The organism is Streptomyces sp. NPDC043876 (assembly GCF_056435825.1).
In genome coordinates this window covers 522,095-546,678 of the sequence record NZ_JBWKDV010000001.1, presented here as the reverse complement: position 1 = coordinate 546,678, position 24,584 = coordinate 522,095, and the positions used below count along the sequence as shown (strand labels likewise).

The 24,584-nt window shown below is 73.7% G+C and carries 24 protein-coding genes; 18 read left to right on the top strand and 6 right to left on the bottom strand.

Annotated elements, in window-relative coordinates; translation table 11 throughout:
- Nucleotides 1–17: 17 nt before the first annotated feature.
- Nucleotides 18–1,445 (bottom strand): helix-turn-helix domain-containing protein, encoded by a 1,428-nt coding sequence (locus AC0693_RS02725; RefSeq protein WP_478800797.1) that lies wholly within the window; start codon nt 1,443–1,445, stop codon nt 18–20.
- Nucleotides 1,446–1,564: 119 nt separating this feature from the next.
- Here AC0693_RS02725 and AC0693_RS02720 point away from each other — a divergent pair, with 119 nt between their 5' ends.
- Nucleotides 1,565–3,364: a cell division protein PerM gene (locus AC0693_RS02720; protein ID WP_478800796.1), complete on the top strand. Its 1,800-nt coding sequence runs from the start codon at nt 1,565–1,567 to the stop codon at nt 3,362–3,364.
- Between the two features lie 37 nt (nt 3,365–3,401).
- Here the strand turns inward: AC0693_RS02720 and AC0693_RS02715 are convergent, their stop codons facing one another.
- Nucleotides 3,402–4,067, bottom strand: a complete 666-nt coding sequence (locus AC0693_RS02715; protein WP_478800795.1) for a hypothetical protein — start codon at nt 4,065–4,067, stop codon at nt 3,402–3,404.
- Between the two features lie 275 nt (nt 4,068–4,342).
- Here AC0693_RS02715 and purN point away from each other — a divergent pair, with 275 nt between their 5' ends.
- Together purN and purH are read left to right on the top strand one after the other, a co-directional pair.
- A complete protein-coding gene (gene purN, locus AC0693_RS02710; RefSeq protein WP_469337560.1) occupies nt 4,343–4,942 on the top strand; it encodes a phosphoribosylglycinamide formyltransferase in 600 nt (199 codons plus the stop codon).
- Entirely contained in the window at nt 4,939–6,531 is a 1,593-nt protein-coding gene (gene purH, locus AC0693_RS02705) for a bifunctional phosphoribosylaminoimidazolecarboxamide formyltransferase/IMP cyclohydrolase (protein ID WP_356403941.1), read from the top strand. Before purN ends, purH begins: the two co-directional genes overlap by 4 nt.
- Nucleotides 6,532–6,624: 93 nt before the next feature.
- On the opposite strand, the gene AC0693_RS02700 is transcribed toward purH, so the two are convergent.
- The gene (locus AC0693_RS02700) at nt 6,625–7,296 is read right to left on the bottom strand and encodes a hypothetical protein (protein ID WP_478800794.1); all 672 of its coding nucleotides are present in this window, start codon (nt 7,294–7,296) and stop codon (nt 6,625–6,627) included.
- Nucleotides 7,297–7,504: 208 nt separating this feature from the next.
- Here AC0693_RS02700 and AC0693_RS02695 point away from each other — a divergent pair, with 208 nt between their 5' ends.
- Together AC0693_RS02695 and AC0693_RS02690 are read left to right on the top strand one after the other, a co-directional pair.
- On the top strand, nt 7,505–8,374 hold the full coding sequence (locus tag AC0693_RS02695) for a bifunctional methylenetetrahydrofolate dehydrogenase/methenyltetrahydrofolate cyclohydrolase (protein WP_356403947.1): 870 nt from the start codon (nt 7,505–7,507) through the stop codon (nt 8,372–8,374).
- Complete coding sequence (locus AC0693_RS02690) at nt 8,371–8,850, top strand: DUF3017 domain-containing protein (RefSeq protein ID WP_478738987.1); 480 nt, start codon at nt 8,371–8,373, stop codon at nt 8,848–8,850. Before AC0693_RS02695 ends, AC0693_RS02690 begins: the two co-directional genes overlap by 4 nt.
- Here AC0693_RS02690 and AC0693_RS02685 read toward each other — a convergent pair.
- Complete coding sequence (locus AC0693_RS02685) at nt 8,837–9,757, bottom strand: LysR family transcriptional regulator (RefSeq protein ID WP_468463013.1); 921 nt, start codon at nt 9,755–9,757, stop codon at nt 8,837–8,839. The two genes, AC0693_RS02690 and AC0693_RS02685, sit on opposite strands and share 14 nt — an antisense overlap.
- An 80-nt stretch (nt 9,758–9,837) precedes the next feature.
- Between AC0693_RS02685 and AC0693_RS02680 the strand changes: the two genes are divergently transcribed.
- From AC0693_RS02680 to AC0693_RS02635, 10 genes are all read left to right on the top strand, one after another.
- Nucleotides 9,838–10,440, top strand: a complete 603-nt coding sequence (locus tag AC0693_RS02680; RefSeq protein WP_356404397.1) for a short chain dehydrogenase — start codon at nt 9,838–9,840, stop codon at nt 10,438–10,440.
- 142 nt (nt 10,441–10,582) lie between these two features.
- Nucleotides 10,583–11,410: an aspartate/glutamate racemase family protein gene (locus AC0693_RS02675; protein WP_356403955.1), complete on the top strand. Its 828-nt coding sequence runs from the start codon at nt 10,583–10,585 to the stop codon at nt 11,408–11,410.
- Complete coding sequence (locus AC0693_RS02670; RefSeq protein ID WP_478800793.1) at nt 11,410–12,405, top strand: DMT family transporter; 996 nt, start codon at nt 11,410–11,412, stop codon at nt 12,403–12,405. The genes AC0693_RS02675 and AC0693_RS02670 overlap by 1 nt, the downstream gene beginning before the upstream one ends.
- A gap of 204 nt (nt 12,406–12,609) precedes the next feature.
- Nucleotides 12,610–13,467: an iron-containing redox enzyme family protein gene (locus tag AC0693_RS02665; protein ID WP_478800792.1), complete on the top strand. Its 858-nt coding sequence runs from the start codon at nt 12,610–12,612 to the stop codon at nt 13,465–13,467.
- Nucleotides 13,468–13,528: 61 nt separating this feature from the next.
- Complete coding sequence (locus tag AC0693_RS02660; protein WP_478800791.1) at nt 13,529–14,590, top strand: fatty acid desaturase family protein; 1,062 nt, start codon at nt 13,529–13,531, stop codon at nt 14,588–14,590.
- A complete protein-coding gene (locus tag AC0693_RS02655) occupies nt 14,587–15,042 on the top strand; it encodes a hypothetical protein (RefSeq protein WP_469337567.1) in 456 nt (151 codons plus the stop codon). The genes AC0693_RS02660 and AC0693_RS02655 overlap by 4 nt, the downstream gene beginning before the upstream one ends.
- A 205-nt stretch (nt 15,043–15,247) precedes the next feature.
- Nucleotides 15,248–16,237 (top strand): malate dehydrogenase, encoded by a 990-nt coding sequence (locus AC0693_RS02650; protein ID WP_356403970.1) that lies wholly within the window; start codon nt 15,248–15,250, stop codon nt 16,235–16,237.
- Between the two features lie 148 nt (nt 16,238–16,385).
- A complete protein-coding gene (locus AC0693_RS02645) occupies nt 16,386–18,173 on the top strand; it encodes a hypothetical protein (protein ID WP_478800790.1) in 1,788 nt (595 codons plus the stop codon).
- A complete protein-coding gene (locus AC0693_RS02640) occupies nt 18,157–18,591 on the top strand; it encodes a hypothetical protein (protein WP_478800789.1) in 435 nt (144 codons plus the stop codon). The genes AC0693_RS02645 and AC0693_RS02640 overlap by 17 nt, the downstream gene beginning before the upstream one ends.
- A 3-nt stretch (nt 18,592–18,594) precedes the next feature.
- The gene (locus AC0693_RS02635; protein ID WP_478800788.1) at nt 18,595–19,629 is read left to right on the top strand and encodes a hypothetical protein; all 1,035 of its coding nucleotides are present in this window, start codon (nt 18,595–18,597) and stop codon (nt 19,627–19,629) included.
- A gap of 11 nt (nt 19,630–19,640) precedes the next feature.
- Here AC0693_RS02635 and AC0693_RS02630 read toward each other — a convergent pair whose 3' ends face one another.
- A complete protein-coding gene (locus AC0693_RS02630; protein WP_469316985.1) occupies nt 19,641–20,153 on the bottom strand; it encodes a carboxymuconolactone decarboxylase family protein in 513 nt (170 codons plus the stop codon).
- Nucleotides 20,154–20,199: 46 nt separating this feature from the next.
- Here AC0693_RS02630 and pdxR point away from each other — a divergent pair, with 46 nt between their 5' ends.
- Nucleotides 20,200–21,603, top strand: a complete 1,404-nt coding sequence (pdxR, locus tag AC0693_RS02625) for a MocR-like pyridoxine biosynthesis transcription factor PdxR (RefSeq protein ID WP_469316984.1) — start codon at nt 20,200–20,202, stop codon at nt 21,601–21,603.
- A gap of 528 nt (nt 21,604–22,131) precedes the next feature.
- Here pdxR and AC0693_RS02620 read toward each other — a convergent pair.
- Nucleotides 22,132–22,977 (bottom strand): DMT family protein, encoded by an 846-nt coding sequence (locus AC0693_RS02620; RefSeq protein ID WP_478800990.1) that lies wholly within the window; start codon nt 22,975–22,977, stop codon nt 22,132–22,134.
- Between the two features lie 100 nt (nt 22,978–23,077).
- On the opposite strand from AC0693_RS02620, the gene AC0693_RS02615 reads away from it, so the two are divergent.
- Complete coding sequence (locus tag AC0693_RS02615; protein WP_469337575.1) at nt 23,078–23,377, top strand: hypothetical protein; 300 nt, start codon at nt 23,078–23,080, stop codon at nt 23,375–23,377.
- Nucleotides 23,378–23,379: 2 nt separating this feature from the next.
- The gene (locus tag AC0693_RS02610) at nt 23,380–24,582 is read left to right on the top strand and encodes a glutathionylspermidine synthase family protein (RefSeq protein ID WP_478800787.1); all 1,203 of its coding nucleotides are present in this window, start codon (nt 23,380–23,382) and stop codon (nt 24,580–24,582) included.
- Nucleotides 24,583–24,584 lie beyond the last annotated feature (2 nt).

Genomic DNA, 24,584 nt, shown 5'->3' with positions numbered 1-24,584 from the left:
GGCCACGCCCGTTCGTGCTATTCGCCCCTCGGGTGCAGCCGGTGGGGTCCGGCGGCCGGTTCCGAGCGCAGCTTCTCGTGCAGCTGCCGGCTCTCGTCGCTGAGCCGGGGCGGACCGTTGTGCGGCGCGGGCACCCCGGCGACGACGGCGCCGGGCGCGGGCAGCGGCTCGTACTTCGTGGGCGCCGTGACGACCGTGTAGGCGGTCGCCGCCGTGATCGCCGCCGTCAGCCCGACCACCGCGCGGGTCCAGAACCGGTTGCGGTGCTCGCAGGTGCGCCGGACGTCGGCCGCCGGGCGCGGTTCGAGGGACACGGCGGGCGTGAGCGAGCCGAGCCGCTCGCGCAGCAGCGCCGACTGCTTCTCCGGCGGTACGTCGACCAGCTCGGGCAGCCGGTTCGCCAGCTCGGCATGGGCGTTGACCAGCCGCTTTCCCGCGGTCGGCGTCGTGGCCTCGGTCTCGGCGGCGGTGTCCGGGAGGTCGAGGCCGATGCCGTCGTAGAGCAGCACGGTGCGCCGGTGCGCCGGGGGCAGCGCGAGCATGGCGTCCATGAGGATGCGGTCGGCGGGCTCGGCCGGGGGCTTGTCGGGGTGCTTGTGGGCCCGGCTGAGCCGGTGCCAGGGGCTGAGCGCGTACTCGTACGCCACCGCGCGCACCCACCCGACCGGGTCGGGGTCGGTGGCGACCTCGGGCCAGCACCGCCAGGCCTGGTGGAAGGCCCGCTCGACGGAGATCCGGGCGAGGCCGCGGCGTCCGGTGAGGAGGTACGTCTGCCGGACGAGGGCGGGCGCGGCGTAGGCGTAGAGCGCGTCGAAGGCCTCGACGGGGCCGAGGGGCACGGGCGCGGGCGGCGGCCCGGGGTCGGGTTCGGCCTCGGCCGCCGGTCCTGGGTCGGCCGCGTCCGCCGGTCCGGGGTCGGCCGCGTCCGCCGGGTCGGGTGCGGGCTCGGGAGCCGGTTCGGGCGGGGGCTGCGGGGCGGACGGGCCCGGGGGAGCGGGGTCGGCTTCCGCGGCCGTCACCGCCGTCACCGCCGTCGCCGCCTCGGGGGGCGGTGGCTTCGCGGGCAACCGGGCGGCGCCGTCGGCGGGGGCGTTGTGCACCGGGTCGCCCGCGGCGCCGGTCGCCGGGGGATCCGCGGGCGCGGGTGCGGGCGGTGGCTCGGGTGCGGGCGGTGGCTCGGGCGCCGGCTCGGGTGGGGGCGGTGGCGGCTCGGGGACGGCCCGCGTACCGCCGTCGGCCGCGGCGGTCAGCAGCTTCAGGTAGGCCTCGCGCTTGCGGCCCCGGGGTGCCGTCCGGCCGGTTTCCCAGGAGCGGACCGTGGACGGGGTCACGCCGATGGCCGCGGCGACGTCGTCCTGGGTCAGCCCCGCCGCCTCGCGCAGTCTGCGGCGCTCCTTCGGGGAGGGAAGGCCCAGCTTCGAGGTCGTCTCGATGCTTTGTGTCATGCCACACTCCCCGCGACCTGGCAGTCCTGGGCGATAAAGTACATAAACGTATATTGAGCGACACCACGGGCAATCGCGTGTTACCCGCCCATAGCGCGTGTCGTTGGCACCATGGCGGGGTGACCCAAGTGACCGAGCGCGGGACGTCCTTGCCGACGGCGCCGCGAGCCGGCGGACGGCGCCCATCGGCGGCCGCCGCGTGTGTGCTGGGCGGGGCCGTCGCCGCCGGACTGGGACTCGGCTGCGTGGCCGTCCTCGTCATCGTGCTGTGGATCAGCTCGCCGTATCCCGACAGCGGCCCCGGCGGGGCCCTGCACGTGGCGGCCGGGCTGTGGCTGCTCGCGCACGGGACCGAGCTGATCCGGTACGACACCCTCTCCGGAGTGCCCGCCCCGGTGGGCGTCACCCCCCTGCTGCTGCTGGGCCTGCCCATCCTCCTCATGCGGCGGGCGGCCCGGCTCGCGACCGACGACGGCGGTGGCGCCGGTGGCGCGGCGCCAGGGCCGGGCGGCGGGTCCGGCGGTGAGGTGCTGTCGGCCGGGACCGTCTTCGCCGCGGTGCTCTGCGGCTACCTGGCCGTCGGGGCGGGCGCGACCGTGTACGCCGCCCGGGGGCCGGTGCCGGCCGATCCGCTCAGCGCGGCCTGGCACGTGCCGCTGGTCGCGGTGGTCTCGGCCGCTGCCGGGGTCTGGGCCGCGCGTGGCCGGCCGGGAGCGCACTGGCCGTCCTGGGTGCCGAGGGGCGTACGGAGAGCCCTCGCACGCCCCCGGTACGCGCTGGCGCTGCGCGCCGGGAGCGCGGGGGCGCTCGTACTCGTCGGCGGGGGCGCGCTGCTGCTCGCGGCCTCGCTCGTGTGGCACGGGGGCGAGGCGCAGGCGTCGTTCCTGTCGCTGACCGGGGTGTGGTCGGGCCGGTTCGCGGTGCTCCTGGTGGCGCTGGCGCTGGTGCCGAACGCGGCGGTGTGGGGCGCGGCGTACGCGCTCGGACCGGGTTTCGCCGTGGGCACCGGGGCGACCGCCACCCCGCTCGGCTTCGCGGGATCGCCCGCGATGCCGGGGTTCCCGCTGCTGGCGGCGCTTCCGGCGGAGGGGCCCGGGTCGCCGCTGACGTGGGCGGTCGGCGGGGTGCCGCTGGTGGCCGGGCTGGTGGTCGGGTGGTTCGCGGTGCGGCGGGCGCGGGAGGTCTCCTACGCGGAGACGGCGCTGACCGCGGCGCTGGGCGGGGTGGTGTGCGGGCTGCTGCTGGGCGCGCTCGCGGCGCTGGCCGGGGGGCCGCTGGGCTCCCGGGAACTGGCCGACTTCGGTCCGGTGTGGTGGGCGACCGGGGCCGCGGCGGCAGGGTGGTCCGTGGGGCTGGCGGTGCCGGTGGCGCTGGTGGTGCACGGGTGGCGGGAGCGGCCGGTGCGGTCCTCGCGGGCGGCGCGCAAGGACGCGGGGAACTGGCACGACAGTGGGGTCCGGGAGCTCCGCTGGGCCACCCTCCGCAAGGCCGCGGGCACCCTGGTCCCGGACTTCCCGTCCCCCTGGGCCCCGCCCCCGGGGCCGGGGGCAAGCCCGAACCCGCTCCCGGGGCCGGGCCCGGGGCAGCCGGGCCGCGGCGCGGCTCCGCTGCCCGGCGGCACGCTGGCCGGGGTGCGGGTGGTGCCGCTGCGCGGTGGGCCGCTCCCGTCGTCCGGGGCGGTCCCGGGCGCGGCCGACCTGCTTCCCGGAGCGGCGGCCGGTCCGGTGGTACCGCTGCCGGTGACGCCGGTGACGCCGGTGACGCCGGTGACCGGGGGCCCCGCGCAAGCGCCCGCCCCCGCTCCGGGCGCCGCCCTGCCGGGGGAGGACACCGGATCCCTCGGGGCCGGGGGCCTGTCGCCCGGGGTGGTGGGGGCGCGGGTCATGACCAGGCGGGTGCCGCCGGACGCGGCAGAGTAGCCGGGCCCGGGGGGCCGCCAGGGGGTGTCTGGCGGTCCTACTCCGGGACCTTCAGGACGTCGCCCAGGAAGTTGTCCGGCAGCTGGGTGTTGCACTGGAGTTCCGCGGTGCGGGTGAGGGCGTCGTCGCGGCAGATGTAGAAGTCCTTGTACGCGATCTGCAGGCCGTAGGTGCCCAGGGCCAGGATCAGCGCCAGGGACGCCGTCACCAGGCCGCTGACCGCGGCCGCGCGCTGCGGGCGGGCCGCCGGGCCGAGGCCCGCCAGGCCGCTTTCGGCCGGAGCGGGGGTGGCGGGGGCCGGCGCGGCGCCCGAAGCGGACGGCTCCTCGCGGGGGGCGGGACGCTTGCCGCGCAGGGCGCTCACGCCCCAGTACAGCGCGAGCGCACCCAGCAGCAGGCCCGCCGACGGGATCCCGAAGACGCCGAGGAAGAAGCCCCACATGCCGGCGAGCAGCGCGTACCGGGCGCGGCGCTGGACCGGGTCGGTGGGGTCCCAGCGGGCCGGTCCGCCCGCGGGGCCGCCCGGTCCGTCACCGCCGTCCCGGTCCCGGTTCCGGCGCTCGTGCCCGTCCGCGCCGCTCCTCGGCTCCCAGAGCTGGTCGGGCCGCCCCTCCGGGGGTGCCGCGTAGGGGTTGTCCTGCCGCGGGTCGCGGTCGGGTGCGGACGGGGGAGTGGGAGAGGAGGGCTGACGGCGGTCCGGCATCGGGTGCGTTTCTTCCCCTGTGTCGTGATGTGCGGCGTGGAGTGCGGTGCGCGTGCGGTGTGTTCGTGGTGGGCGGGGCGCGGGCGAAAGGTCGTGAACGACGTGTATGCCTGACGCTACCTGCCGGTCGTCCCCCCGTCCCTCGGGGGCCGTCCGGTGTGCCGGTATCGTTGCAGGCGGTCGGTGGCTTCGTATGGTCCCCCGTATGTCGGGGTACCCGAGTTTCGTACGACCGTACAAAGACGAAACCCGCATTCCGCAAGAAAGGGCCTCCCATGGCCGCCTCCCGCCTGGTCGTGCTGGTTTCCGGCTCCGGCACCAATCTCCAGGCCCTGCTCGATGCCGTCGACCTCGGCGCCGAAGTCGTCGCCGTGGGAGCCGACCGAGAGAACATCGTGGGGCTGGAGCGGGCCGAAAAGGCCGGCATCCCCACCTTCGTGTGTCCCGTCAAGCAGTACGCCGACCGCGCGGAGTGGGACGCGGCGCTCACCGAGGCCACCGCGGCCTTCGCACCGGACCTGGTGGTCTCCGCCGGGTTCATGAAGATCGTGGGCGAGCGGTTCATCGACCGCTTCGGCGGCCGGTTCATCAACACCCACCCCGCTCTGCTGCCCGCCTTCCCCGGCGCGCACGGCGTGCGGGACGCCCTCGCGTACGGCGCGAAGGTCACCGGCTGCACGGTCCACTTCGTGGACTCCGGCGTGGACACCGGTCCGATCATCGCCCAGGGTGTGGTCGGGATCCGGGACGAGGACGACGAAGCCGCTCTGCACGAGCGCATCAAGGAAGTCGAGCGCACGCTGCTCGTCGACGTCGTGGGGCGCCTGGCCCGGCACGGCTACCGCATTGAGGGACGAAAGGTAACGATCCAGTGACCGCCGTAGAGACCGCAGAGAGCAACGACCCCGTGACGACCCAGCGGCCGATCCGGCGCGCGCTCGTGAGCGTCTACGACAAGACGGGACTGGAAGAGCTGGCCCGCGGCCTGCACGAGGCGGGCGTCACGCTCGTCTCCACCGGCTCCACCGCCTCGAAGATCGCCGCCGCCGGGGTGCCCGTCACCAAGGTGGAGGAGCTGACCGGCTTCCCCGAGTGCCTGGACGGCCGGGTCAAGACCCTGCACCCCCGCGTGCACGCGGGCATCCTCGCCGACCTGCGCCTGGAGGACCACCGCCGCCAGCTCGCCGAGCTGGAGGTCGAGCCCTTCGACCTGGTGATCGTCAACCTGTACCCCTTCCGCGAGACCGTCGCTTCGGGCGCGAGCCCCGACGAGTGCGTCGAGCAGATCGACATCGGCGGCCCCTCGATGGTCCGCGCCGCCGCCAAGAACCACCCGTCGGTGGCCGTGGTGACCAGCCCCGAGCGCTACGCCGACGTCCTGGACGCGGCCAAGGGCGGCGGTTTCGACCTGACCGCGCGCAAGCGGCTGGCGGCCGAGGCCTTCCAGCACACCGCCGCCTACGACGTCGCCGTGGCCTCCTGGTTCACGAACGCGTACGCGCCGCAAGAGGGCGCCGTGCTGCCCGAGTTCCTGGCCGGCGCCTGGGACCGCAAGGCGAGCCTGCGCTACGGCGAGAACCCGCACCAGGCCGCCGCGCTGTACACGGACGGACAGCCGGGCGGGCTCGCCAACGCCGAGCAGCTGCACGGCAAGGAGATGTCCTTCAACAACTACGTCGACACCGAGGCCGCCCGCCGGGCCGCCTACGACCACGACGAGCCCTGCGTCGCGATCATCAAGCACGCCAACCCCTGCGGCATCGCGATCGGCGCGGACGTCGCCGAGGCGCACCGCAAGGCGCACGCCTGCGACCCCCTCTCGGCCTTCGGCGGCGTCATCGCCGTCAACCGCCCGGTGACCGTCGCGCTCGCCGAGCAGGTCGCGGAGATCTTCACCGAGGTCATCGCCGCCCCGGCCTACGAGGACGGCGCGCTGGAGGTCCTCGCCAAGAAGAAGAACATCCGGGTCCTGAAGGTGGACGGCGACCCGCACCAGCCGGGCGACCTCAAGCCGATCAGCGGCGGCGCGCTGCTCCAGCACTCCGACCTCTTCCAGGCCGAGGGCGACGACCCGGCGAACTGGACGCTCGCCACCGGCGAGGCCCTGTCGCCGGACGCCCTCGCCGAGCTGGCCTTCGCCTGGAAGGCCTGCCGCGCCGTCAAGTCGAACGCCATCCTGCTGGCCAAGGACAGCGCCTCGGTCGGCGTCGGCATGGGTCAGGTCAACCGGGTCGACTCGGCGAAGCTCGCCGTCGAGCGGGCGGGCGCCGAGCGCGCGCAGGGCTCGTACGCCGCCTCGGACGCGTTCTTCCCGTTCCCGGACGGGCTGGAGATCCTGACCGCCGCGGGCGTCAAGGCCGTGGTGCAGCCGGGCGGTTCGGTCCGTGACGAGCAGGTCGTCGAGGCGGCGCGGAAGGCGGGCGTCACGATGTACTTCACCGGGACGCGCCACTTCTTCCACTGATCCCGTCCAGCGGTACTGGTGAGAACGGCGAAGGCCGCGCCCCGCAGCGAATGCGGGGCGCGGCCTTCGCCGTCTGCCGTGGTGCGACGCGCCTCAGTACCGCGGGCGGTTGAAGTACTGGCTCGCATCGCTCTTCGCGAGGAAGACGATGATGAGGATGCCGAGCACCAGGCTGACGAGCGCGAAGATGTTCGCGGTCAGGAGGCTGATGAGGCTGAACAGCGTGATGACCGAGGCGTAGATGATCGCCGAGATCCGGACGCCGCTGCCGCCCTTGCCCAGCTTGGCGGCGGTCAGGATGGCCCACAGCGCGAAGCCGAGGATGAGCACGCCCATGGCGATCATGGCGCCCGCACCGAAGGCGGCGGCCTTGTCGGTGTCGGCGGTGCTCAGGCCCGAGGTGGACGAGGTGTCGGCGCCCGAGATCATGTCCGCGACCCAGGCGGAGGCGATCATGACGACCACCGCGCCGATGGCCTGGAGCCCGCCCAGGATGTACAGCATGACGCGGGCGCCCTTGACGCCGCCCGGCATCTCGACGGGCGCGCCCGGGTAGCTGCCCGGGTAACCGGCGGGGGCACCCTGCTGGGGGTAGCCGTAGCCCGGCTGGCCCTGCGGGGGGATGCCCTGGGGGGCCTGTTGCGGGTAGCCGTAACCGGGCTGGCCCTGCGGTGCCTGGGGCTGCTGTCCGTACGGGTTGTTCGGGTCGCCGAAGCTCATCTTGAGGTGTTCCTCCGTGGAAGTGCAGGGACGCACGGCACGCACGGAGGAACTCTGCGACTTGCGGTACGCCCCCCGGCACTGCCCGCGGCACTCTTTGTCCTGCATCGTCGTCGGACCGGCCGCGACTTGTCCAGTTGGTTCCCGCGCGTCCCCGGACTCGTTGTGCAAGTGCAATGAACCCGGCGCCCGGTTGAGCCGCCTGACCGGCCGTGACTGGAACCGGGGGCACTCCATCCGGGAAGATGGGTCCATGACCGCCCAGATTCTCGATGGCAAGGCCACCGCGTCCGCGATCAAGTCCGAACTGACGGCCCGCGTGGCGGCCCTCACGGCCCGGGGCATCACCCCGGGCCTGGGCACCCTGCTGGTCGGCGACGATCCCGGAAGCCGCTGGTACGTCAACGGCAAGCACAAGGACTGCGCCGAGGTCGGCATCGCCTCGATCCAGCGCGAACTGCCCGCGACGGCCTCCCAGGAGGACATCGAGGCGGTCGTCCGCGAACTGAACGCCGACCCGGCGTGCACCGGGTACATCGTCCAACTGCCGCTCCCCAAGGGCATCGACACCAACCGCGTCCTCGAACTGATGGACCCGGCCAAGGACGCGGACGGGCTGCACCCGATGTCGCTCGGGCGGCTGGTGCTGAACGAGCCGGGCCCGCTGCCGTGCACCCCGTACGGGATCGTGGAACTGCTCCGCCACCACGGCGTGGAGATCAACGGCGCGCACGTGGTGGTGCTCGGCCGCGGCATCACCGTCGGCCGGTCCATCGGGCTGCTGCTGACCCGCAAGTCGGAGAACGCGACCGTCACCCTGTGCCACACCGGTACGCGCGACCTGCCCGCCCTGCTGCGCAGCGCGGACATCATCGTGGCGGCGGCGGGCGTGCCGCACCTGGTCAAGCCCGAGGACGTGAAGCCGGGAGCGGCCGTCCTGGACGTCGGTGTCAGCCGGGACGCGCAGGGGAAGATCGTCGGCGACGTGCACCCGGGGGTCGCGGAGGTGGCCGGCTGGCTGTCCCCGAACCCGGGCGGTGTCGGCCCGATGACGCGGGCGCAGCTGCTGGTGAATGTGGTGGAGGCGGCGGAGCGGCTGGTTCCGGCGGCGGGGACCGCGTGAGCACGCCCGACCAGCCGGGGGCCGGGGCCTTCGCCGCGGCGGAGGCGGCGGAGCCCCCGGCTGCCGCGGGGCAGGACCCCGCCGGGGCGCGGCCGTCGCGGCGGCCGCCGCGGGTCACGCTCGACACCGCCCGCCCCGAGGGCGGCGGCCGGGCGGCGGCCGGGGACGCGCCCGCGCCGGCCCGTCAGTGGCCCATGCTCAGCGTGCTCGGCGCCACCGCCACCGGGCTGCTCGTCACCGCGTTCGGGCAGTCCCGGGTCGGCTGCCTGTTCATCGGGGTGGCGCTGGTCGCCGCCGCGGTGCTGCGGCGGGTGCTGCCGTCCGTGGGCATGCTCGCGGTGCGCTCCCGCTTCACGGACATGGTCACCTACGGCCTCCTCGGCGTCGCGATCATCCTGCTCGCCCTGGTGACGGGGCCGAAGCCGTTGCTGGAGATCCCGTTCCTGACGGACGCCGTGCGGTTCACCGTCCGCTGACGGGCGCGGCGCCGGTCACCGGCGCCCCGAGCGCCGTCAGGGTGGCCAGGGTCGCGGCGATGGCGGGCTGCGCCCTGGCGCCCGTACGGACCAGCGCCTCGACGGTCCGGCCGCGCCCCGGCAGCGTGAGGAGCGCGGTGCCGGGCGGCGGGCTGTCGCACAGCAGCCGCGGCAGGATCGTCACCGCGTGCCCGGTGGCCACCAGCCCCAGCGCCCCGCGCAGGTCCCCGCAGTCGTGCTCGATCCGCGGGGTGAAACCGGCGTTGCGGCAGGCGTGCAGGAGCATCTCGCGGCAGCTGCTGGGCGGCGGCGCGGAGATCCACGCCCGGTCGCGCAGCGCCGCCACCCCGTCCCGCGCCACGGCCGGCCGCAGGGCCTCCGGGAACGCGAGGCACAGCGGGTCGTCGAAGAGGGGCACCGAGGTGGTGCCGATCGCGGGGGGCTCGCCGAGCAGGTGGTAGTGGTAGGTGACCGCCAGGTCCAGCTCGCGCCGGCGCAGCCGCGGCACGGCGTCCTCCGGTTCGGCCTGGACGATCCGGGGCCGCAGCAGCGGGTGACGGCGCGCCAGCTCCGCGACGAGCGGGGCAGCGACCGGGCCGAGTGCGCTCGGGGCGCAGCCGATGCTCAGCTCCCCGCTGAGGTCGTCGTCGAGCGCCCGGACCGCCCCCTCGGCCCGCTCCAGCGCGGCCAGTACGTGCTCGCACTCGGCCGCGAGGGCCGCCCCGGCCGCGGTGAGCCGCAGCCCGCGCCCCTCGCGCCGCATCAGGGAGGCTCCCGCTTCGCTCTCCAGGGCGCGCAGTTGCTGCGAAACGGCGGACGGGGTGACGCCGTGCAGATCGGCGACCGCGGTCACCTTCCCGTGTTGTGCCAGGTCACGAAGGATCACCATGCGCTTCACGTCAAGCATGAGTTCATCTTAATGATGGTTGAAGCCTGAGTAGCTGGACTTCACGGTCTTCCTCGCGCCATCCTCGGTCCATGACGACTCTGAAGATTCTGCTGATCGGCGCGAACGGAACCCTCGGACGAGCGGTCCACACGGCTCTGCGGGAGCGCGGGCACGAGGTCATCACCGCCTCCCGCAAGGACGCGGACTTCTCCGTCGACATCACCGACCCCGCCTCGATCCGCGCCCTGTACGACCAGGTGGGCCCGGTCGACGCGGTGGCGAGCGCGGCGGGCAGCGTCCCCTGGAAGCCCGTCGGCGAGCTGACCACCCAGGACATCCGCGCCGGCCTCGAAGGCAAGGCCGTCAGCCAGATCGAGCTGGTCCTCCAGGGCCTGGAGCGGCTGCCCGAGCACGGCTCGTACACCCTGATCACCGGCATCCTGGCCCGCGAGTTCCTGCTCACCGGTGCGGTCTCCTCCCTCGCCAACGGCGCCGTCGAGGCCTTCGTCCGCGCGGCGGCCATCGAACTCCCGGGCCGCCAGCGGATCAACGCGGTCAGCCCGACGGTCTTCGAGGAGTCGATGGACGTCTACGGGGACATCTTCGCCGGATTCGACGCCGTACCGGTGAGCCGGGCCGCGGCCGCCTACGTGAAGTCCATCGAGGGCCACCAGACCGGACAGGTGTTCCGCGTCGGGTAATCATGCCCGAACTGCCGGGACCGTTCATCACGTCGATAACCGCACTGCGTAAAGCCGAACCATGGCAGACCTTCCGAGCTCCGTCCGTGCACTGCACAGTCGGTAGGTATCTCTGGAATTTTCCGGATTACGGAGGGCACTGATGAACGCAACGGACGAAGGCTCGGGAACAGGCACGGGCGCGGAAACAGGAACGGGAACGGGAACGGCTCCCCGGGTACTGAAAATCGGTCTGGTCGGGGGCCTCAGTTTCCCGTCGACGATCACCTACTACTACCGCATCAACCGCGAGATCAACCGCCGGCTCGGTCTCGCGCACTCTCCGCGCATCGCCCTGGAAAGCCTGGACTTCCAGCCGATGGTGGAAGCGATAGCGGCCCGGGACGGCGACTCGGTGGCCGGTCAGATCGCGGGCGCCGCGCGCCGCCTGGGGGCGGGCGGCGCCGACTTCTTCGCGATCTGCTGCAACACCGTCCACGAGTACGCCGACCTGGTCACCGCGCAGACCGACCTCCCGCTCATCAACATCTGCAAGGTGACCGCGGCGGAGACCGAGCGCCGCGGCTTCACCAAGGTCGCCCTGCTGGGCTCCGCCTTCTCGATGGAGGAGTCCTTCTACCGCGACGAGTTCACCGCCCGCGGCATCGAGGTGGTCGTCCCGGAGGCGGACGACCGCGCCTTCATGCAGTACTCCATCGAGCGCGAGCTGTGCACCGGCACCATCTCCCAGGCCACCCGCGACCGCTTCCTGCGGATCTCGAACGACGCCCTCGCGCAGGGCGCGCAGGCGCTCGTCCTGGCCTGCACCGAGGTGCCGCTCGTGGTCCGCCCGGAGGACTTCGACGCTCCGGTGATCGACACGGTCCACGTGCACACCGAGGCCATCGTGGAGTACGCCCTGGCCCACGCCGGGGACGCGGAGCCGGTCCCCGCCGCCGAGGCGGCCGGCGCGGGCGCCGGGCGGGCGTGATGCGCGCCGTCCACGTCAAGATGACGGTCGCGACGGTCCTCCTCGGCTCGTACCTCGTCGCGAGCAAACTGATCCTGCGCGAGGTGCCGGTCTTCACCGCCACCTTCGTGCGCCTGATCGCCGCGGTCCTGGTGCTCGCCGTGTACGTCCGCCTGCGGCCGCCGGAGCGCGACGGGGGCGCGCGGCCCGCCCGGCCGGGGCGCCGCGACAGCCTGGTGCTCTTCGCGCAGACGCTGCTCGGGGTGTTCCTGTTCAGCGTGTTCGCCATGTACGGCGTCAAGATGACCGGGGCCATCGAAGCCGGCGTGCTCCTCGGCATGGTGCCCATCTCGATCAGCCTGGTCGCCATCGTCTTCCTGGGGGAGCGGCTGACCGGGCGGCGCGGGCTGGGGATCGCCCTGGCCGTGCTCGGGGCCGTCAGCATCAACGTGATGAGCGGCGGCGGCCGCACGGCCGGCGCGCACGCGGCGCTCGGCGTGCTGCTGCTGGTCTGCTCCGTGCTCTGCGAGGCCGTCTTCGTCACCTTCGGCAAGCTCCTGACGACGCCCATCGCGCCCGCACGCCTGTCGCTGATCCTGTCGGTGGCCGGCGCGCTGATGTTCCTCGTCCCGGCGGGCGTCGAATCGCACTGGGGGGCGGACCTGGCCGGGGTCGGCTGGCAGACCTGGGCGCTGATGGCCTACACCGGGGTAGCCATCAACGGGATCGCGGTCGTGCTCATGTACGACAGCCTCGACAGCGTGGACACCACGGTGGTGGCGGCCTTCACGGCCCTCACCCCGGTCAGCGGCGCCGTGCTGTCCGTCCTGCTGCTCGGCGAGCAGCTGCGCGCCTATCACCTGGTCGGCATGGTCCTGGTGGTCGCCGGGGTCTTCGTCGTGGCCAAGGAGAAACCCGCCGGGAAAGGAGGCGAGGTGACCGCGGAATCAGTCGGTGATTCCTCCGGAGAATCCGCCGCGAGCCGTCCTGCGTATTCCGGCAGTGCGGTTATCTGAACCTTGAGGGGCCTTCTCGGCCGTGCCCCCGGCACGGCAGAGTCTCAGTAGGACGAGACTCACAAGAAGGGAACGGTACCAATGGCGACTGCCCTTGCTGCCCCTCTCATTTCCTCCGTTACGGGTTCCGGGAATTCCTTTGACCAGGACCTTGCGAACGACCTGCAGAAGGCATTTCCGGAGTCCGGGCCACATGACCGCGAAGTGCGGCTGAAGCTCTTCAAACGGCTCCACGCCCACTACGTCGCCTACATGGCCGGGCCCGAGGACTTCTCCTCGATCCCGCGGCTCAACGGCGACCCGGGCATCACCGCCATCGAGGACGCCTGGCTGTCGTGGGAGGACGGCCAGGTGGACCTCGACGCGCTGCCGAAGACGGGCACGGAGTTCCGCAGCTGGTTCCTGACCACCGCGGACCAGCACACCCAGCCGGAGTTCTGCGCCTACCTCGCGGAGGACGCCGACCTCAACGAGATCGCCCTCTTCTTCATGGGCGAGGAGCTGGTCGACAGCAAGTTCGACGACCTGATGGCCATGGTGCAGATCGGCACCCAGGGCCCCACCAAGCTCACCATCGCCGAGAACTACTGGGACGAGATGGGCGAGGGGAACATCGAGCACATCCACACCCGGATGTTCGAGCACTCCGCCCAGTACATGCGCACCCACCTCGCGAAGTCGGGCGTGGACTACTCCAACCTCCAGTTCCCCGAGGCGTACGAGAACGCCTCGCTGCTGCTCCAGTACGGCATCCACCGCCACCTCAACCCCCGCGCGCTCGGCGCGATGGGCGTCCTGGAGCAGAGCGCCTCGCCGCGCTTCCAGGCGATGGTCGACGGCTGCCGCCGGCTCGGCGTCCCCGAGGACGTCATCGACTACCAGCGGATCCACGTCCACGTGGACGCCGACCACGGCGCCGAGTGGTTCGAGGGGGTCTTCGTACCGCTCGTGGACCGCTCCCCGGGCCTGCTCCGGGAGATCTCCCTCGGGGTGCTCACCCGGGTGCGCGTGGCCAACGGCTACTACACGCGCATCTGGGACGCCATGAAGGCCCTCCGCTAGCAGCCGGGGCCCCGAAGGGCCGGACAGCCGGGACAGGGAACGTCGAGAACGGGTGGAATCGATGCCGATCGCAGAAATACCCCGGAAGCCGCAGCTCCTGTACGCACGAGCCCGCGTGACCGGGCACGACCAGACCGTCTACCTCATCAAACTGTTCGTCGCCGCCGCGCTCGTCGCCGCGGGCGTCCTCCTCACGGCGCAGGACGGACTGCTGCCCTCCGCGGCGGGCGTGGTGCTGCTCGCCGCCGTCTACACGCACATGGTGGAGCTCCAGCACCAGGCGCTGCACCACACCGCCTTCACCTCCGCCAAGCCCCACCGGATCGTGGGGATCCCGCTCGGGCTGCCGCTGCTCGTGTCGTACACCCACTACCGGGTGCGCCACTTGCAGCACCACAAGGCGCTCGGGACCCCGCAGGACTCGGAGTTCTTCGGCTTCGACACCAGGGCCCCCCTCACCTGGGGGATGCTGGCGCGCGGCGCCTTCGACTACACCCGGCTGTGGGTGATCGGCCGCGAGATCGTCCGCAGCTGGCGCGGCACCTGGGAGTACGACGCCGGGGACATCTCCGACCGCAGGCGCGGCGAGATCATGTCCGAGTACCGGTGGATGGCCGTCCTGCCGGTGGCGGCGGTGGCCCTGGCGCTCGCCGGGTACGGCGGTCCGGTGCTGGAACTGTGGGTGCTGCCGCTGCTCGTCGCGGCGCCGATGCACTTCTTCCTGGAGCTGCCGGAGCACATCCTGTGCGACACGGAGACCACGGACGTGCTGCGCAACACCCGCTCCATCACCGGGAGCTGGTTCAGCACCTGGTACACCAACGGCAACAACCTGCACGTCGAGCACCACGCGGCGATGACGGTGTCCATCAACCGGCTGCGGGCGCGGCACGAGGAGGTCACCACCCTGGCGAAGTACGTCGACCGCAGCTACCCGGCGTTCTTCCTGTCGGTGGCGCGGGAGGCGATGCGCAACGCGCGGCGCTCGCCGGAAGCCGTGGCCGAGCAGGCCGAGGCGGCCCGGGCGGTCCCAACGCCCGCACCCGTCGCCACCCCCGAACCGTCCCCGGTGTCCGTCGGGGCCTCGGGCGGACCGCGCCGCTCCCGGGAGGGGTCGGAATGAACCGGCGGCCCGTCCAGGTGCAGGGCCCGGCGATCCATCTGGCCGCCGCGGTCTCCGCCCAGCGCATCCCCGGTCTGATCAGTGCTTCCTTCATCGGCAGCCAGATCCGGCTGGAGGTCCCCGAGGCAGAGTTCAGCATCTGGGTCGGGGCGCACGGACCGGCCGGGCTGGCGCTGCGGATCGAAGCGGTGTTCCGGGAGCTGGGCCAGGACCGCCGGGCCGGCGGCACCTGGTGGAACACCTGGGACCTCACCGTGGAGGGCCCGGCCCCGGACCCCCGGGCCACGGAGGGCGCTCCCGCCCCGGAGCCCGCCGCGGGCCACCCCCGGCCGCGCAGGTGCGTACCGGCCGAGCGCACCGCGCGGGCGCTGGCCGGAGAGATCGCGGTGGCCCGCAGGAGGTTCGCCGACCTGCTGGCGGAAGCCAGGCAGCAGGGCCGGGCCGCAGCCTGAACGAGTGCGCCGGCCGGGGGAATCCCGGCCGGCGCACCCGTGCGTGTGCCGTGGACCACAGGGACCCGGCGCATGGGCCGCCCCCGGGTCGGATAGCCTGACGACGGATGTCTCTTCACGTCAAGATGTACTGCGGATATGGAGCGGCGTCCTCCAGCACATGGGGCGGGGACGCCCCACCGCCAGCTGTCTAACGGAGAAGGCCATGACCCGCACTCCCGTGAATGTCACCGTCACCGGCGCCGCCGGCCAGATCGGCTACGCGCTGCTCTTCCGCATCGCGTCCGGTCACCTGCTCGGCCCGGACGTGCCGGTCAACCTGCGCCTCCTGGAGATCCCGCAGGGCCTCAAGGCCGCCGAGGGCACCGCCATGGAGCTCGACGACTGCGCCTTCCCGCTGCTGCGCGGCATCGAGATCACCGATGACGCCAACAAGGCCTTCGACGGCGCGAACGTCGCCCTCCTCGTCGGCGCCCGCCCGCGCACCAAGGGCATGGAGCGCGGCGACCTGCTCGCGGCCAACGGCGGCATCTTCAAGCCCCAGGGCAAGGCGATCAACGACAACGCCGCGGACGACATCAAGGTCCTCGTCGTCGGCAACCCGGCCAACACCAACGCGCTCATCGCGCAGGCCGCGGCCCCGGACGTACCGGCCGAGCGCTTCACCGCGATGACCCGCCTCGACCACAACCGCGCGATCTCGCAGCTGGCCGCCAAGACCGGCGCCGCCGTCTCCGACATCAAGCGCCTGACCATCTGGGGCAACCACTCGGCCACCCAGTACCCGGACATCTTCCACGCGGAGATCGCGGGCAAGAACGCCGCCGAGCTCATCGCCGACCAGGCCTGGCTCGCCGACGACTTCATCCCGACCGTCGCCAAGCGCGGCGCGGCGATCATCGAGGCCCGTGGCGCGTCCTCGGCCGCCTCGGCCGCCAACGCCGCCATCGACCACGTGTACACCTGGGTCAACGGCACCGCCGAGGGCGACTGGACCTCCATGGGCATCCCCTCGGACGGCTCCTACGGCGTCCCGACCGGGATCATCTCCTCCTTCCCGGTCACCACGAAGAACGGCTCGTACGAGATCGTCCAGGGCCTGGACGTCAACGAGTTCTCCCGCGCCCGCATCGACGCCTCCGTGGCCGAGCTGGTCGAGGAGCGCGACGCGGTCCGCGAGCTGGGCCTCATCTAGTCGACGCCACCACCCCCGCGCGGTCACGTCGGTGACCCCGCCCCCTGTGCGCCCCGGCCGGACCCGGCCGGGGAGCTTCGGCGTGAACAGGACTGTTTTGGCCGGGATCCGACTGTCCGGCGAGGTAAAAGAAATCTAAGGTCACCCGGTGACCGACCTCCCTCTTCCCCACCAGCCCACACCTGCCGACCGTGGCGCCGCCGGGGACGACGTCCGGGGCGGCCGGCCCCCCGTCCATCCCGCGCTCAGCGAAGCGGGCCGGATGCTGTGCGCGGGCACCTACCTCGACGCCGCCTACCGCGACCGCGTCATCGACGAGCTGTACGTCCACGAGGAGCGCATCGTCGCCCCCTCGTACGGCTTCGACGCCGCCCGCGTGCTCGCCCACGCGCTGCGCGCCCGCCGCGCCGAACTCGGCTGGGCCGCCGGGATAGTGGGCGCCTGGTTCGTCGGCATGATCCTCACCGGCGGCGCCCTGGTCGCCCTGCTGCTGCCCTTCCTCCTGCTGAGCCTCTCCGGCTGGCTGCGCCGCCAGGACAGCAGGCTGGTGCGCTTCCTCGGCGTGGTGCTGCGCGTCTACACCTGGGTGCTGCTGGTGATCCTGGTGACCGCGCTGGTGGGGGCGGCCAACACCTTCGGGGGGCTCGGCGGTTTCGGCGCCGAAACCCTGCTGGACGGGTTCTCCGGCTCCGTCACCGGCCCCTCGGACGGCTACTACTCCGGTTACGACGACTACGCGTCCGCCCGCTCCTCCGGCCCCGGCGGCTCCCCCCTGTGGTGGGTGCTCGCCGTCTTCCTCGCGCTGGTCACGCTCGTCTGGCTGCAGCGCGGCCAGGCCGCCCGCGCCATCGCCGGCGAACTCTCCCCGGGCCGGTACGCCGACCTCGCGGGCGACCCCGCCGAGACCGCCCAGGGCGTCCGCTTCACCCGGATCCGCGGCCGGGTCCGCGCCGAGCAGCACAACCCGCTGATCATGTACAACGTCAACGACCCGTTCTGCGGCGCGGGTGATCCGTACTACCCGTGGCACCTCTCCGTCGAGCTGCGCCCGCGCGAGGACCTCGGCCCCGACCGCAAGGCCGTCCCCGTCACCAACAGCCACCTCGTGCGCCGGATTGTCCCGCTGCTCCAGGCCCTGCGGGTGCCCTCGCCGCACGGCTCCCCGGCCGCCGAGGCCGCCGTACTGGATCGGTTGCGCGAACTCGTCGTCGACGAGTGCGTGTTCCTGCCCGCCGGCGGGCTGCCGCACCGCGACGCCGTCCCGCTCACCCCCGACGCCTGGACCGAGCACCTGAACGGCGCCGTCGAGGAGGGCGGCGAACGCCGCCGCCACTTCCTGCGCATCCGGGTCGGCGGCTGGGACGAGAACCTCGTCGTCACCCTCTTCGTCCGCGTTCACACCCAGGGCGGCATGATGATGCTGGAGGTCGCCCCGCACGTCCTGCTGCCGCTGCGCACCGTCTTCCAGAACGCCGACGCCGACGCCCACCGCTACCTCCACAACAACTGGCTGGGCAAGGCGGCCTGGGCGGTGCGCCACACCCCCGGCTCGCTCGCCTCGTCCGTCGCCATCCTCGGCCGGGGCACCGCCAGCTGGTGGCGGATCGCCACCGGCGGCCACGGCGGCGCCCTGCCCGAGGGCCCCGGCCTCTCGGTGCGCGAACTGGCCTCCCAGGACAACGGGTCGCTCTTCCACCTCATGGACCTCGACCGGTACCTGAAAACCATTCAGGACCGGGTGGTCAGCGGTGTGACACTGGCCCTGCACGAAGCGGGCTGGCACACCGAGGAGTTCGCCCAGCGCGCGGTCACGGTCGCCGAGGGCGGGGTGTTCATCCAGTCGGTGAACGACAGCGCCTTCAGCATCGGCGGCAGCGGACACACCAACACCACCCACGCGGGCAGGAGGAGGAGCAGCGGTGGCCACCAGCGGTGAGCAGCAGGAAGAGGGCCGGACACCCGGCCGGGGGAACGGCGGGGGACACGGCGAGGACGCCGGACCGGCCGTCCGATTCGGCGATGTCAGCGACAGCGCCTTCAGCATCGGCGGCAGCGGCAACACCAACACGGTCCACCACCACGTCGGCGCCGCCGCGGCCGCGCCCGGCCCCGAGGAACTGCTGGAAGCGGTACGGGACCTGCGCGCCGCGCTGGTCCGGCTGCCCCGCGGCGCGGACCGCAGCGCGCTCGACGCCGAACTCGACGAGGTCGCCGGCGACCTGGAGGACGCGACCGCGATCCGGCCCGGGCTGCCCGAGCGGCTGCGCGCGGCCCTCACCCGCTGGGCTCCGCTGATCGAACCGCTGAACGCGGCGACCGCGCTCGGCGCCCTGCTCGTCACCCTGGGAGGCTGAACCGTGCCCCCCGCAGCCCCCGGTACGCCCCGCTGGGACTCGCAGGCCCAGCGCTGGATCTGGGACTCCGCCCCCGCCGCCCCGGGCTCCGCGGCGCCGCCCGCCGCCCCGCCGACGGTGCCCGCGCAGCCGCCCGTACCGCCCGCGCAACCGGCCGCCGCGCCGACGCTACCGGCCGCCGCGCCGCCCGCCGTGCCGCCCTACGGGCCGCCACCCGGCGGTCCGGTGTACGGGCCCCCGGACCCGGGGGCCTGGCCCCCGGCCGGCCCCGACCGGCAGCTGCCGGTGCAGGGGCAGCCGCTGTACCCGCCGCTCCCGCCGGTGTACCCGGGCCCGGACGGCGGGGGCCCGGACGGGCCGCCGCGGCGCTGGCTGACCCCGGCCACGGCGGGCATCGCGGTGGCCGCCGTCGCGATCGGCGCGGCGGTCGTGTGGTTCGTGCTGCGCGACTCCGGCGGCGCCGCGCCCGACCAGGCGCACGGCACCGGGACGCCCAGCGTCTCGGCCTCCGCCTCCCCGGACCCGACGGGGAGCGCCTCCGACGGGCCCTCGGCCGTCGCGAGCGCCAGCGCCGGGCCCAGCGCGTCCGCCTCGGCGTCCGCGTCCTCGGCGGGCCACGTGACGCTGGAGGACCCGAAGGGCTTCACCGTCGCCGTGCCCCGGGGCTGGACCCGTGACGATCCAGGCAACGGCGTCTTCTACCGCTCCGCCGACCGCTCCTCGCTGCTCCAGATCTTCCGGGTGGTCGAACCGGAGCTGAGCCCCCTCGACGCGGTCAAGGGGGCCTCGGCGGACCTGCGCAACCGGACCAGCGGCTACACGGAGATCAAGGTCGGCGCGGTCCCGGGCGGCTCGGGCGCCTGCGAGCTGGTCTACGAGTACGACAGCGCGGAGTCCCACGGCCGCCGCCGGGGCGTCGAACGGGTCTTCTTCGCCCAGGACGGCACCAAGTGGGCCCTGCTGGCGGCCGGACCGGCCGGCGAGTGGGAGACCACCCAGGACCACCTCACGGCGGCGGTGGGGGCCTTCCACCCGTAGTCGGGCCGCAGTCAGTTCTTGTACATGCCCGGGGTGTAGTGCCCCGGCACCAGACGGGTGGTGACGCCGAACCGGTTCCAGACGTTGATCGTCGCGATGACGGCGATCAGCTGGGCCAGTTCGGCCTCCTCGAAGTGCTTCGCGGCCTTCTCGTACACCGCGTCGGGAACGAAACCGTCGGTCAAGACGGTCACGGCCTCCGTCAGCTCGATCGCGGCCAGCTCCTTCTCGGTGTAGAAGTGCCGCGACTCCTCCCAGGCCGCGAGCTGGACGATCCGCTCGACGCTCTCGCCCGCCGCGATCGCGTCCTTGGAGTGCATGTCCAGGCAGAACGCGCAGTGGTTCAGCTGCGAGGCGCGGATCTTCACCAGCTCGACCAGGGCCGGGTCCAGGCCCTTCTTCGAGGCGATCTCCAGGGCGAGGACCGCCTTGTAGACCTCGGGGGCCAGCTTGGCGATCTGCATCCGGGGGGTGTGCTCGGGGGCGTGGTGGACGTGGGCGGCGTGCGGTGCGTTCGTGGTCATGGGTTCACCGTACGGACCGGACGGCCCAGCGATATGGTCCATGTTCATGACGGATTCCTGGGCCACTTTCGGCGCTGACCTGCATCTGGAGCTGTCCGCGGGACGCGGACTGCGGGCCGGTCTCACCGAAGCGCTGCGCGAGGCCGCGCGGGGCGGACGGCTCGCCCCCGGAACCCGGCTCCCCTCCTCCCGTACCCTCGCCGCCGATCTCGGAATCGCCCGGAACACGGTCGCCGAGGCCTACGCCGAACTCGTCGCCGAGGGCTGGCTCACCGCCCGCCAGGGCTCCGGGACCCGGGTCGCCGAGCGGGCGCGGGCGCGCAGGGCCGCCGCGGCCGCGCCCGTACGCCGCCCCGCGCGCCGGGGGCCCTCCTACAGCCTGATGCCCGGCTCCCCGGACCTCGGCGGCTTCCCCCGCGCGGCCTGGCTGAGCGCGGCCCGGCGGGCGCTCACCGACGCCCCGAACGAGGCCTTCGGCTACGGCGGCGACCCGCGCGGCCGGGTGGAACTGCGCGAGGCGCTGGCCGGGTACCTGGCCCGGGCGCGGGGGGTCTACGCCGACCCCGAACGCATCGTGCTGTGCTCCGGCTTCGCGCACGGGCTCCAGCTGATGACCCGGCTGCTGCGGGCGCGCCGGGTCCGGGAGGCGGCCGTGGAGGCGTACAGCCTGGACGTGCACCGCGACCTCATGGCGCGCGGCGGGCTGCGGACCCGGCCGCTGGCGCTGGACGCCTCCGGGGCGCGGACGGCGGAGCTGGCCGGGCTCGGGGCGGGGGTGGGAGCGGTCCTGCTCACCCCGGCGCACCAGTTCCCCACCGGGGTCGCGCTGACGCCCGGGCGGCGGGCGGCCGCCGTGGACTGGGCGCGGACGACCGGCGGCCTGATCCTGGAGGACGACTACGACGGCGAGTTCCGCTACGACCGGCAGCCGGTCGGCGCGCTCCAGGGCCTCGACCCGGACCGGGTGGTCTACCTCGGCACCGCCAGCAAGTCCCTCGCGCCGGGCCTGCGCATGGGCTGGATCGTGGCGCCGCCGGGGCTGGTGGACGAACTCCTGGCCGTCAAGGGCCGCACCGACTGGACGTCCAGCGCGCTGGAGCAGCTGACGCTGGCGCAGTTCATCACGTCGGGGGCGTACGACCGGCACGTGCGGGGGATGCGGCTGCGGTACCGGCGGCGGCGCGACGAACTGGTGGCGGCGGTGGGGTCGCGGGTCGCCGTGTCCGGCATCGCGGCGGGGCTGCACGCCGTGCTGGACCTTCCCGTGGGGACGGAGCGCTCGCTCCTCCAGTCGGCCGCCTGGCAGGAACTGGCCCTGGAGGGCCTGACCCGCTTCCGGCACCCGGACGCCGCCATGCCGCCGCGCGACGCCCTGATCGTCGGCTACGGCACCCCCTCCGACAGCGCCTGGACCCCCACCCTGTCGGCCCTCCGAGCGACCCTGCCGTAACGGTAGCGCCGAGCCCCTTGCCTCCGGCGGCGCCTCAATCGCCGGCGAGGCTGGAGGTGGCCGCGGATGCCCCGGACCGCCCGGCGAAGCCGAATCCGGGAGGCGGGGCAATCCTGCCGGCGAGGCTGGGGGAGGTCGGCAGCTCGGCGGGGCCGACTCGGCGGAGGGGGCAAATCCAGCCCCGCCGGCGTTTGAGGCGCCGCCGGAGGCGAACGGGCCCTGCTGGGCCCTGACTGCCTGTGCCCTCGATCGCCGGGCGGGCCGACGTTGCCTCCGGCGGCGCCTCAATCGCCGGCGAGGCTGGGAGGTCGGCAGCTCGGCGGAGGCGGCAAATCCAGCCGGCGAGGTCGGCTCGGCGGAGGGGGGCAAATCCAGCCCCGCCGGCGTTTGAGGCGCCGCCGGAGGCGAACGGGGGAGGTCGGATGCCCGGCCCGGCTCGGCGGAGCAGGATCCGGGAGGCGGGGCAAATCCAGCCCCGCCGGCGTTTGAGGCGCCGCCAGGGGCACAGCGGGCGCGTCGCGTCCGGGGTCAGTCGGCCCGGGGCCGGGGCGGCGGCGGCGGGGGTGGTTCACCGAAGCGGGCCAAGGCAAGGGCACCGGTGACCGCGACCACGAAGCCGAGGACCGCGAGCCAGGTCAGCCCCTCCCGCGTCCGGTCCCCGAGCCACACCACGCCCACCACCGCCGGCCCGACCGTCTCCCCCAGCACCAGCCCGGCCGTGGCCGCCGTCACCGACCCGCGCTGCAAGGCGGAGGTGAGCAGCAGGAACGCCGCCCCACCCCCCAGCAGCAGCGCGTACGTCGCCGGGTTCGAAACCAGCGCCCCCGGCGCGAAGCCGTCGATCAGCCGGACGGCGACCTCCACGACCCCGAAGCCCGTCCCCGCGCCCAGCCCCAGGACCAGCGCCCGCGCCCGCCCCGGCAGCCGCCCCGCAGCCGCCCCCACCAGCAGCACCGCCGCCGCGGCCCCCAGCATCGACCACTTGAGCGCCGTACTCCCCGGCCGCGACCCCTCCTCCCCGGAGGCGAGGCCCAGCAGGGCGAGCCCGAGGCAGACCACGCCGACCGCCGCCCACTCCGTACCGCTGAGGCGGACCTTCAGCAGCCGCGCCGCCACCACCGCGGTCACCGCGAGGCTGGCGGCCAGCGCCGCCCCCACGGCGTAGATGGGGATCGAACGCAGGGCGATGATCTGGAAGACGAAGCCGACCGCGTCCAGGCTCAGACCGGCCAGATACCGCCACTGCCGCAGCGCCCGCAGCAGCAGCGCCGGGTCGACCCCCGACCCCGTCCCCGGCTCGGCCGCCCGCGCGGCCACCGCCTGGAGCACGGACGCCGTACCGAAACACACCGCGGAAGCGAGCGCGCACACCATCCCGATCAGCACGCGACGAACTGTAGACGGCCGGATTCCATCGGCGGGGCGCCCCGCTCTAGGGTGGGGGCCAACAGCACCGGCCAGGGGGAGCCCGTCCATGGACAACAGCAGCGGTACGGCACGGCGGCGCATGCGCTCCGGCGCCGTCGCCCTCGGCGGCGTGGGACTGCTCGCCGCATCCCTCGTCGCCTGCGGATCGAGCGACGAGCCCGACAAGCGGTGCGTGTCGAAGACCTCGCTGGACAAGCTCGACAAGAAGGAGTGCCGCAGCGGCGGCCGCGGCACCTACTACTACGGCGGCACCACCAGCAACGGCAAGGCCACCGGCGGCAGCTTCGACAAGTCCGCGGTCAGCCGCGGCGGCATCGGCGGCGGCTCCAAGAGCAGCGGCGGCTGAGGGTGCGCCGCCACACCATCGAGCCCCGCCCCGACTGGCAGCGCATCGTCGAGGAGCAGGGGCTGGTCTACCCGCTGACCCGCTACCCCGACGACTCCCTGCGCCCCTACTGGGATGAGAGCGCGTACTACTCGTTCACCCTCCCCGAGGTCGAGGCGCTCGAAGAGGTCGTCGAGGAGCTGCACACGATGTGCCTGGCCGCGGCCGCGCACATCGTCGCGCACGACCGCTACGCCGACCTCGGGATCACCGACCCGCGGCTCGTCGCCCGGATCGCCGAGTCCTGGCGGCGGCGCGCCGAACAGCCCTCCCTGTACGGCCGGTTCGACCTGCGCTACGACGGCGCGGGCGGCCCGGCCAAGATGCTGGAGTACAACGCGGACACGCCGACCTCGCTGGTGGAGGCGGCCGGTCCGCAGTGGTTCTGGATGGAGGAGCGCTTCCCCGGCGCCGACCAGTGGAACTCGCTGCACGAGCGGCTCGTCGAGGCCTGGCGCCGCCAGGCCCGGCTGCTGCCGCCCGGGCCGGTGCACTTCGCGCACTCCGAGGCGGACGAACTGGGCGAGGACCTGATGACGGTCGCCTACCTCCAGGAGACCGCCGCGCAGGCCGGGCTGGCGACCGAGGCGCTCTCCGTGGAGCGGATCGGCTGGGACCGGCTCTCCGGCCGGTTCGTCGACGAGAAGCTCCGCTTCATCCGCAGCTGCTTCAAGCTCTACCCGTGGGAGTGGCTGGCCGAGGACCCGTTCGGCCCCCAGGTGCTCGACACCATGGACCTCGGCGGAGCTTCCGGTTCCACGCTGTGGATCGAACCGGTCTGGAAGATGCTGCTGTCCAACAAGGCCCTGCTGGCGATCCTGTGGGAGCTGTACCCGGACCACCCGAACCTGCTCCCCGCCTACCTCGACGGCCCGCGCGAACTGGCCCGCACCACGGGGTACGCCGTGAAGCCGCTGCTGGGCCGCGAGGGCGCCGGCGTCACCCTGCACCCGGTGGGCGCGCCGCCGTACGAGCCCCCGGCCGCCGACGCGGACGAGGGCCCGGTGTGCTTCCAGGGCCTCGCCCCGCTGCCCGACTTCGACGGCAACCGGGTGGTGCTCGGCGCGTGGGTCGTCGAGGACGAGGCGGCGGGGCTCGGCATCCGGGAATCGGCGGGGCCGGTCACGGACGAGTACGCCCGCTTCCTGCCCCACGTCATCCTGTAGAG

Bases quoted from the DNA above. Each gene is read 5' to 3' on its own strand.
- AC0693_RS02675 (WP_356403955.1), top strand. From the start codon at position 10,583: ATGAACGCAACGGACGAAGGCTCGGGAACAGGCACGGGCGCGGAAACA.
- AC0693_RS02660 (WP_478800791.1), top strand. From the start codon at position 13,529: ATGCCGATCGCAGAAATACCCCGGAAGCCGCAGCTCCTGTACGCACGA.
- pdxR (WP_469316984.1), top strand. From the start codon at position 20,200: ATGACGGATTCCTGGGCCACTTTCGGCGCTGACCTGCATCTGGAGCTG.
- AC0693_RS02630 (WP_469316985.1), bottom strand. From the start codon at position 20,153: ATGACCACGAACGCACCGCACGCCGCCCACGTCCACCACGCCCCCGAG.
- AC0693_RS02670 (WP_478800793.1), top strand. From the start codon at position 11,410: ATGCGCGCCGTCCACGTCAAGATGACGGTCGCGACGGTCCTCCTCGGC.
- AC0693_RS02615 (WP_469337575.1), top strand. From the start codon at position 23,078: ATGGACAACAGCAGCGGTACGGCACGGCGGCGCATGCGCTCCGGCGCC.
- AC0693_RS02655 (WP_469337567.1), top strand. From the start codon at position 14,587: ATGAACCGGCGGCCCGTCCAGGTGCAGGGCCCGGCGATCCATCTGGCC.
- purN (WP_469337560.1), top strand. From the start codon at position 4,343: ATGGCCGCCTCCCGCCTGGTCGTGCTGGTTTCCGGCTCCGGCACCAAT.
- AC0693_RS02725 (WP_478800797.1), bottom strand. From the start codon at position 1,445: ATGACACAAAGCATCGAGACGACCTCGAAGCTGGGCCTTCCCTCCCCG.
- AC0693_RS02650 (WP_356403970.1), top strand. From the start codon at position 15,248: ATGACCCGCACTCCCGTGAATGTCACCGTCACCGGCGCCGCCGGCCAG.
- AC0693_RS02685 (WP_468463013.1), bottom strand. From the start codon at position 9,757: ATGCTTGACGTGAAGCGCATGGTGATCCTTCGTGACCTGGCACAACAC.
- AC0693_RS02620 (WP_478800990.1), bottom strand. From the start codon at position 22,977: ATGGTGTGCGCGCTCGCTTCCGCGGTGTGTTTCGGTACGGCGTCCGTG.
- AC0693_RS02715 (WP_478800795.1), bottom strand. From the start codon at position 4,067: ATGCCGGACCGCCGTCAGCCCTCCTCTCCCACTCCCCCGTCCGCACCC.
- AC0693_RS02695 (WP_356403947.1), top strand. From the start codon at position 7,505: ATGACCGCCCAGATTCTCGATGGCAAGGCCACCGCGTCCGCGATCAAG.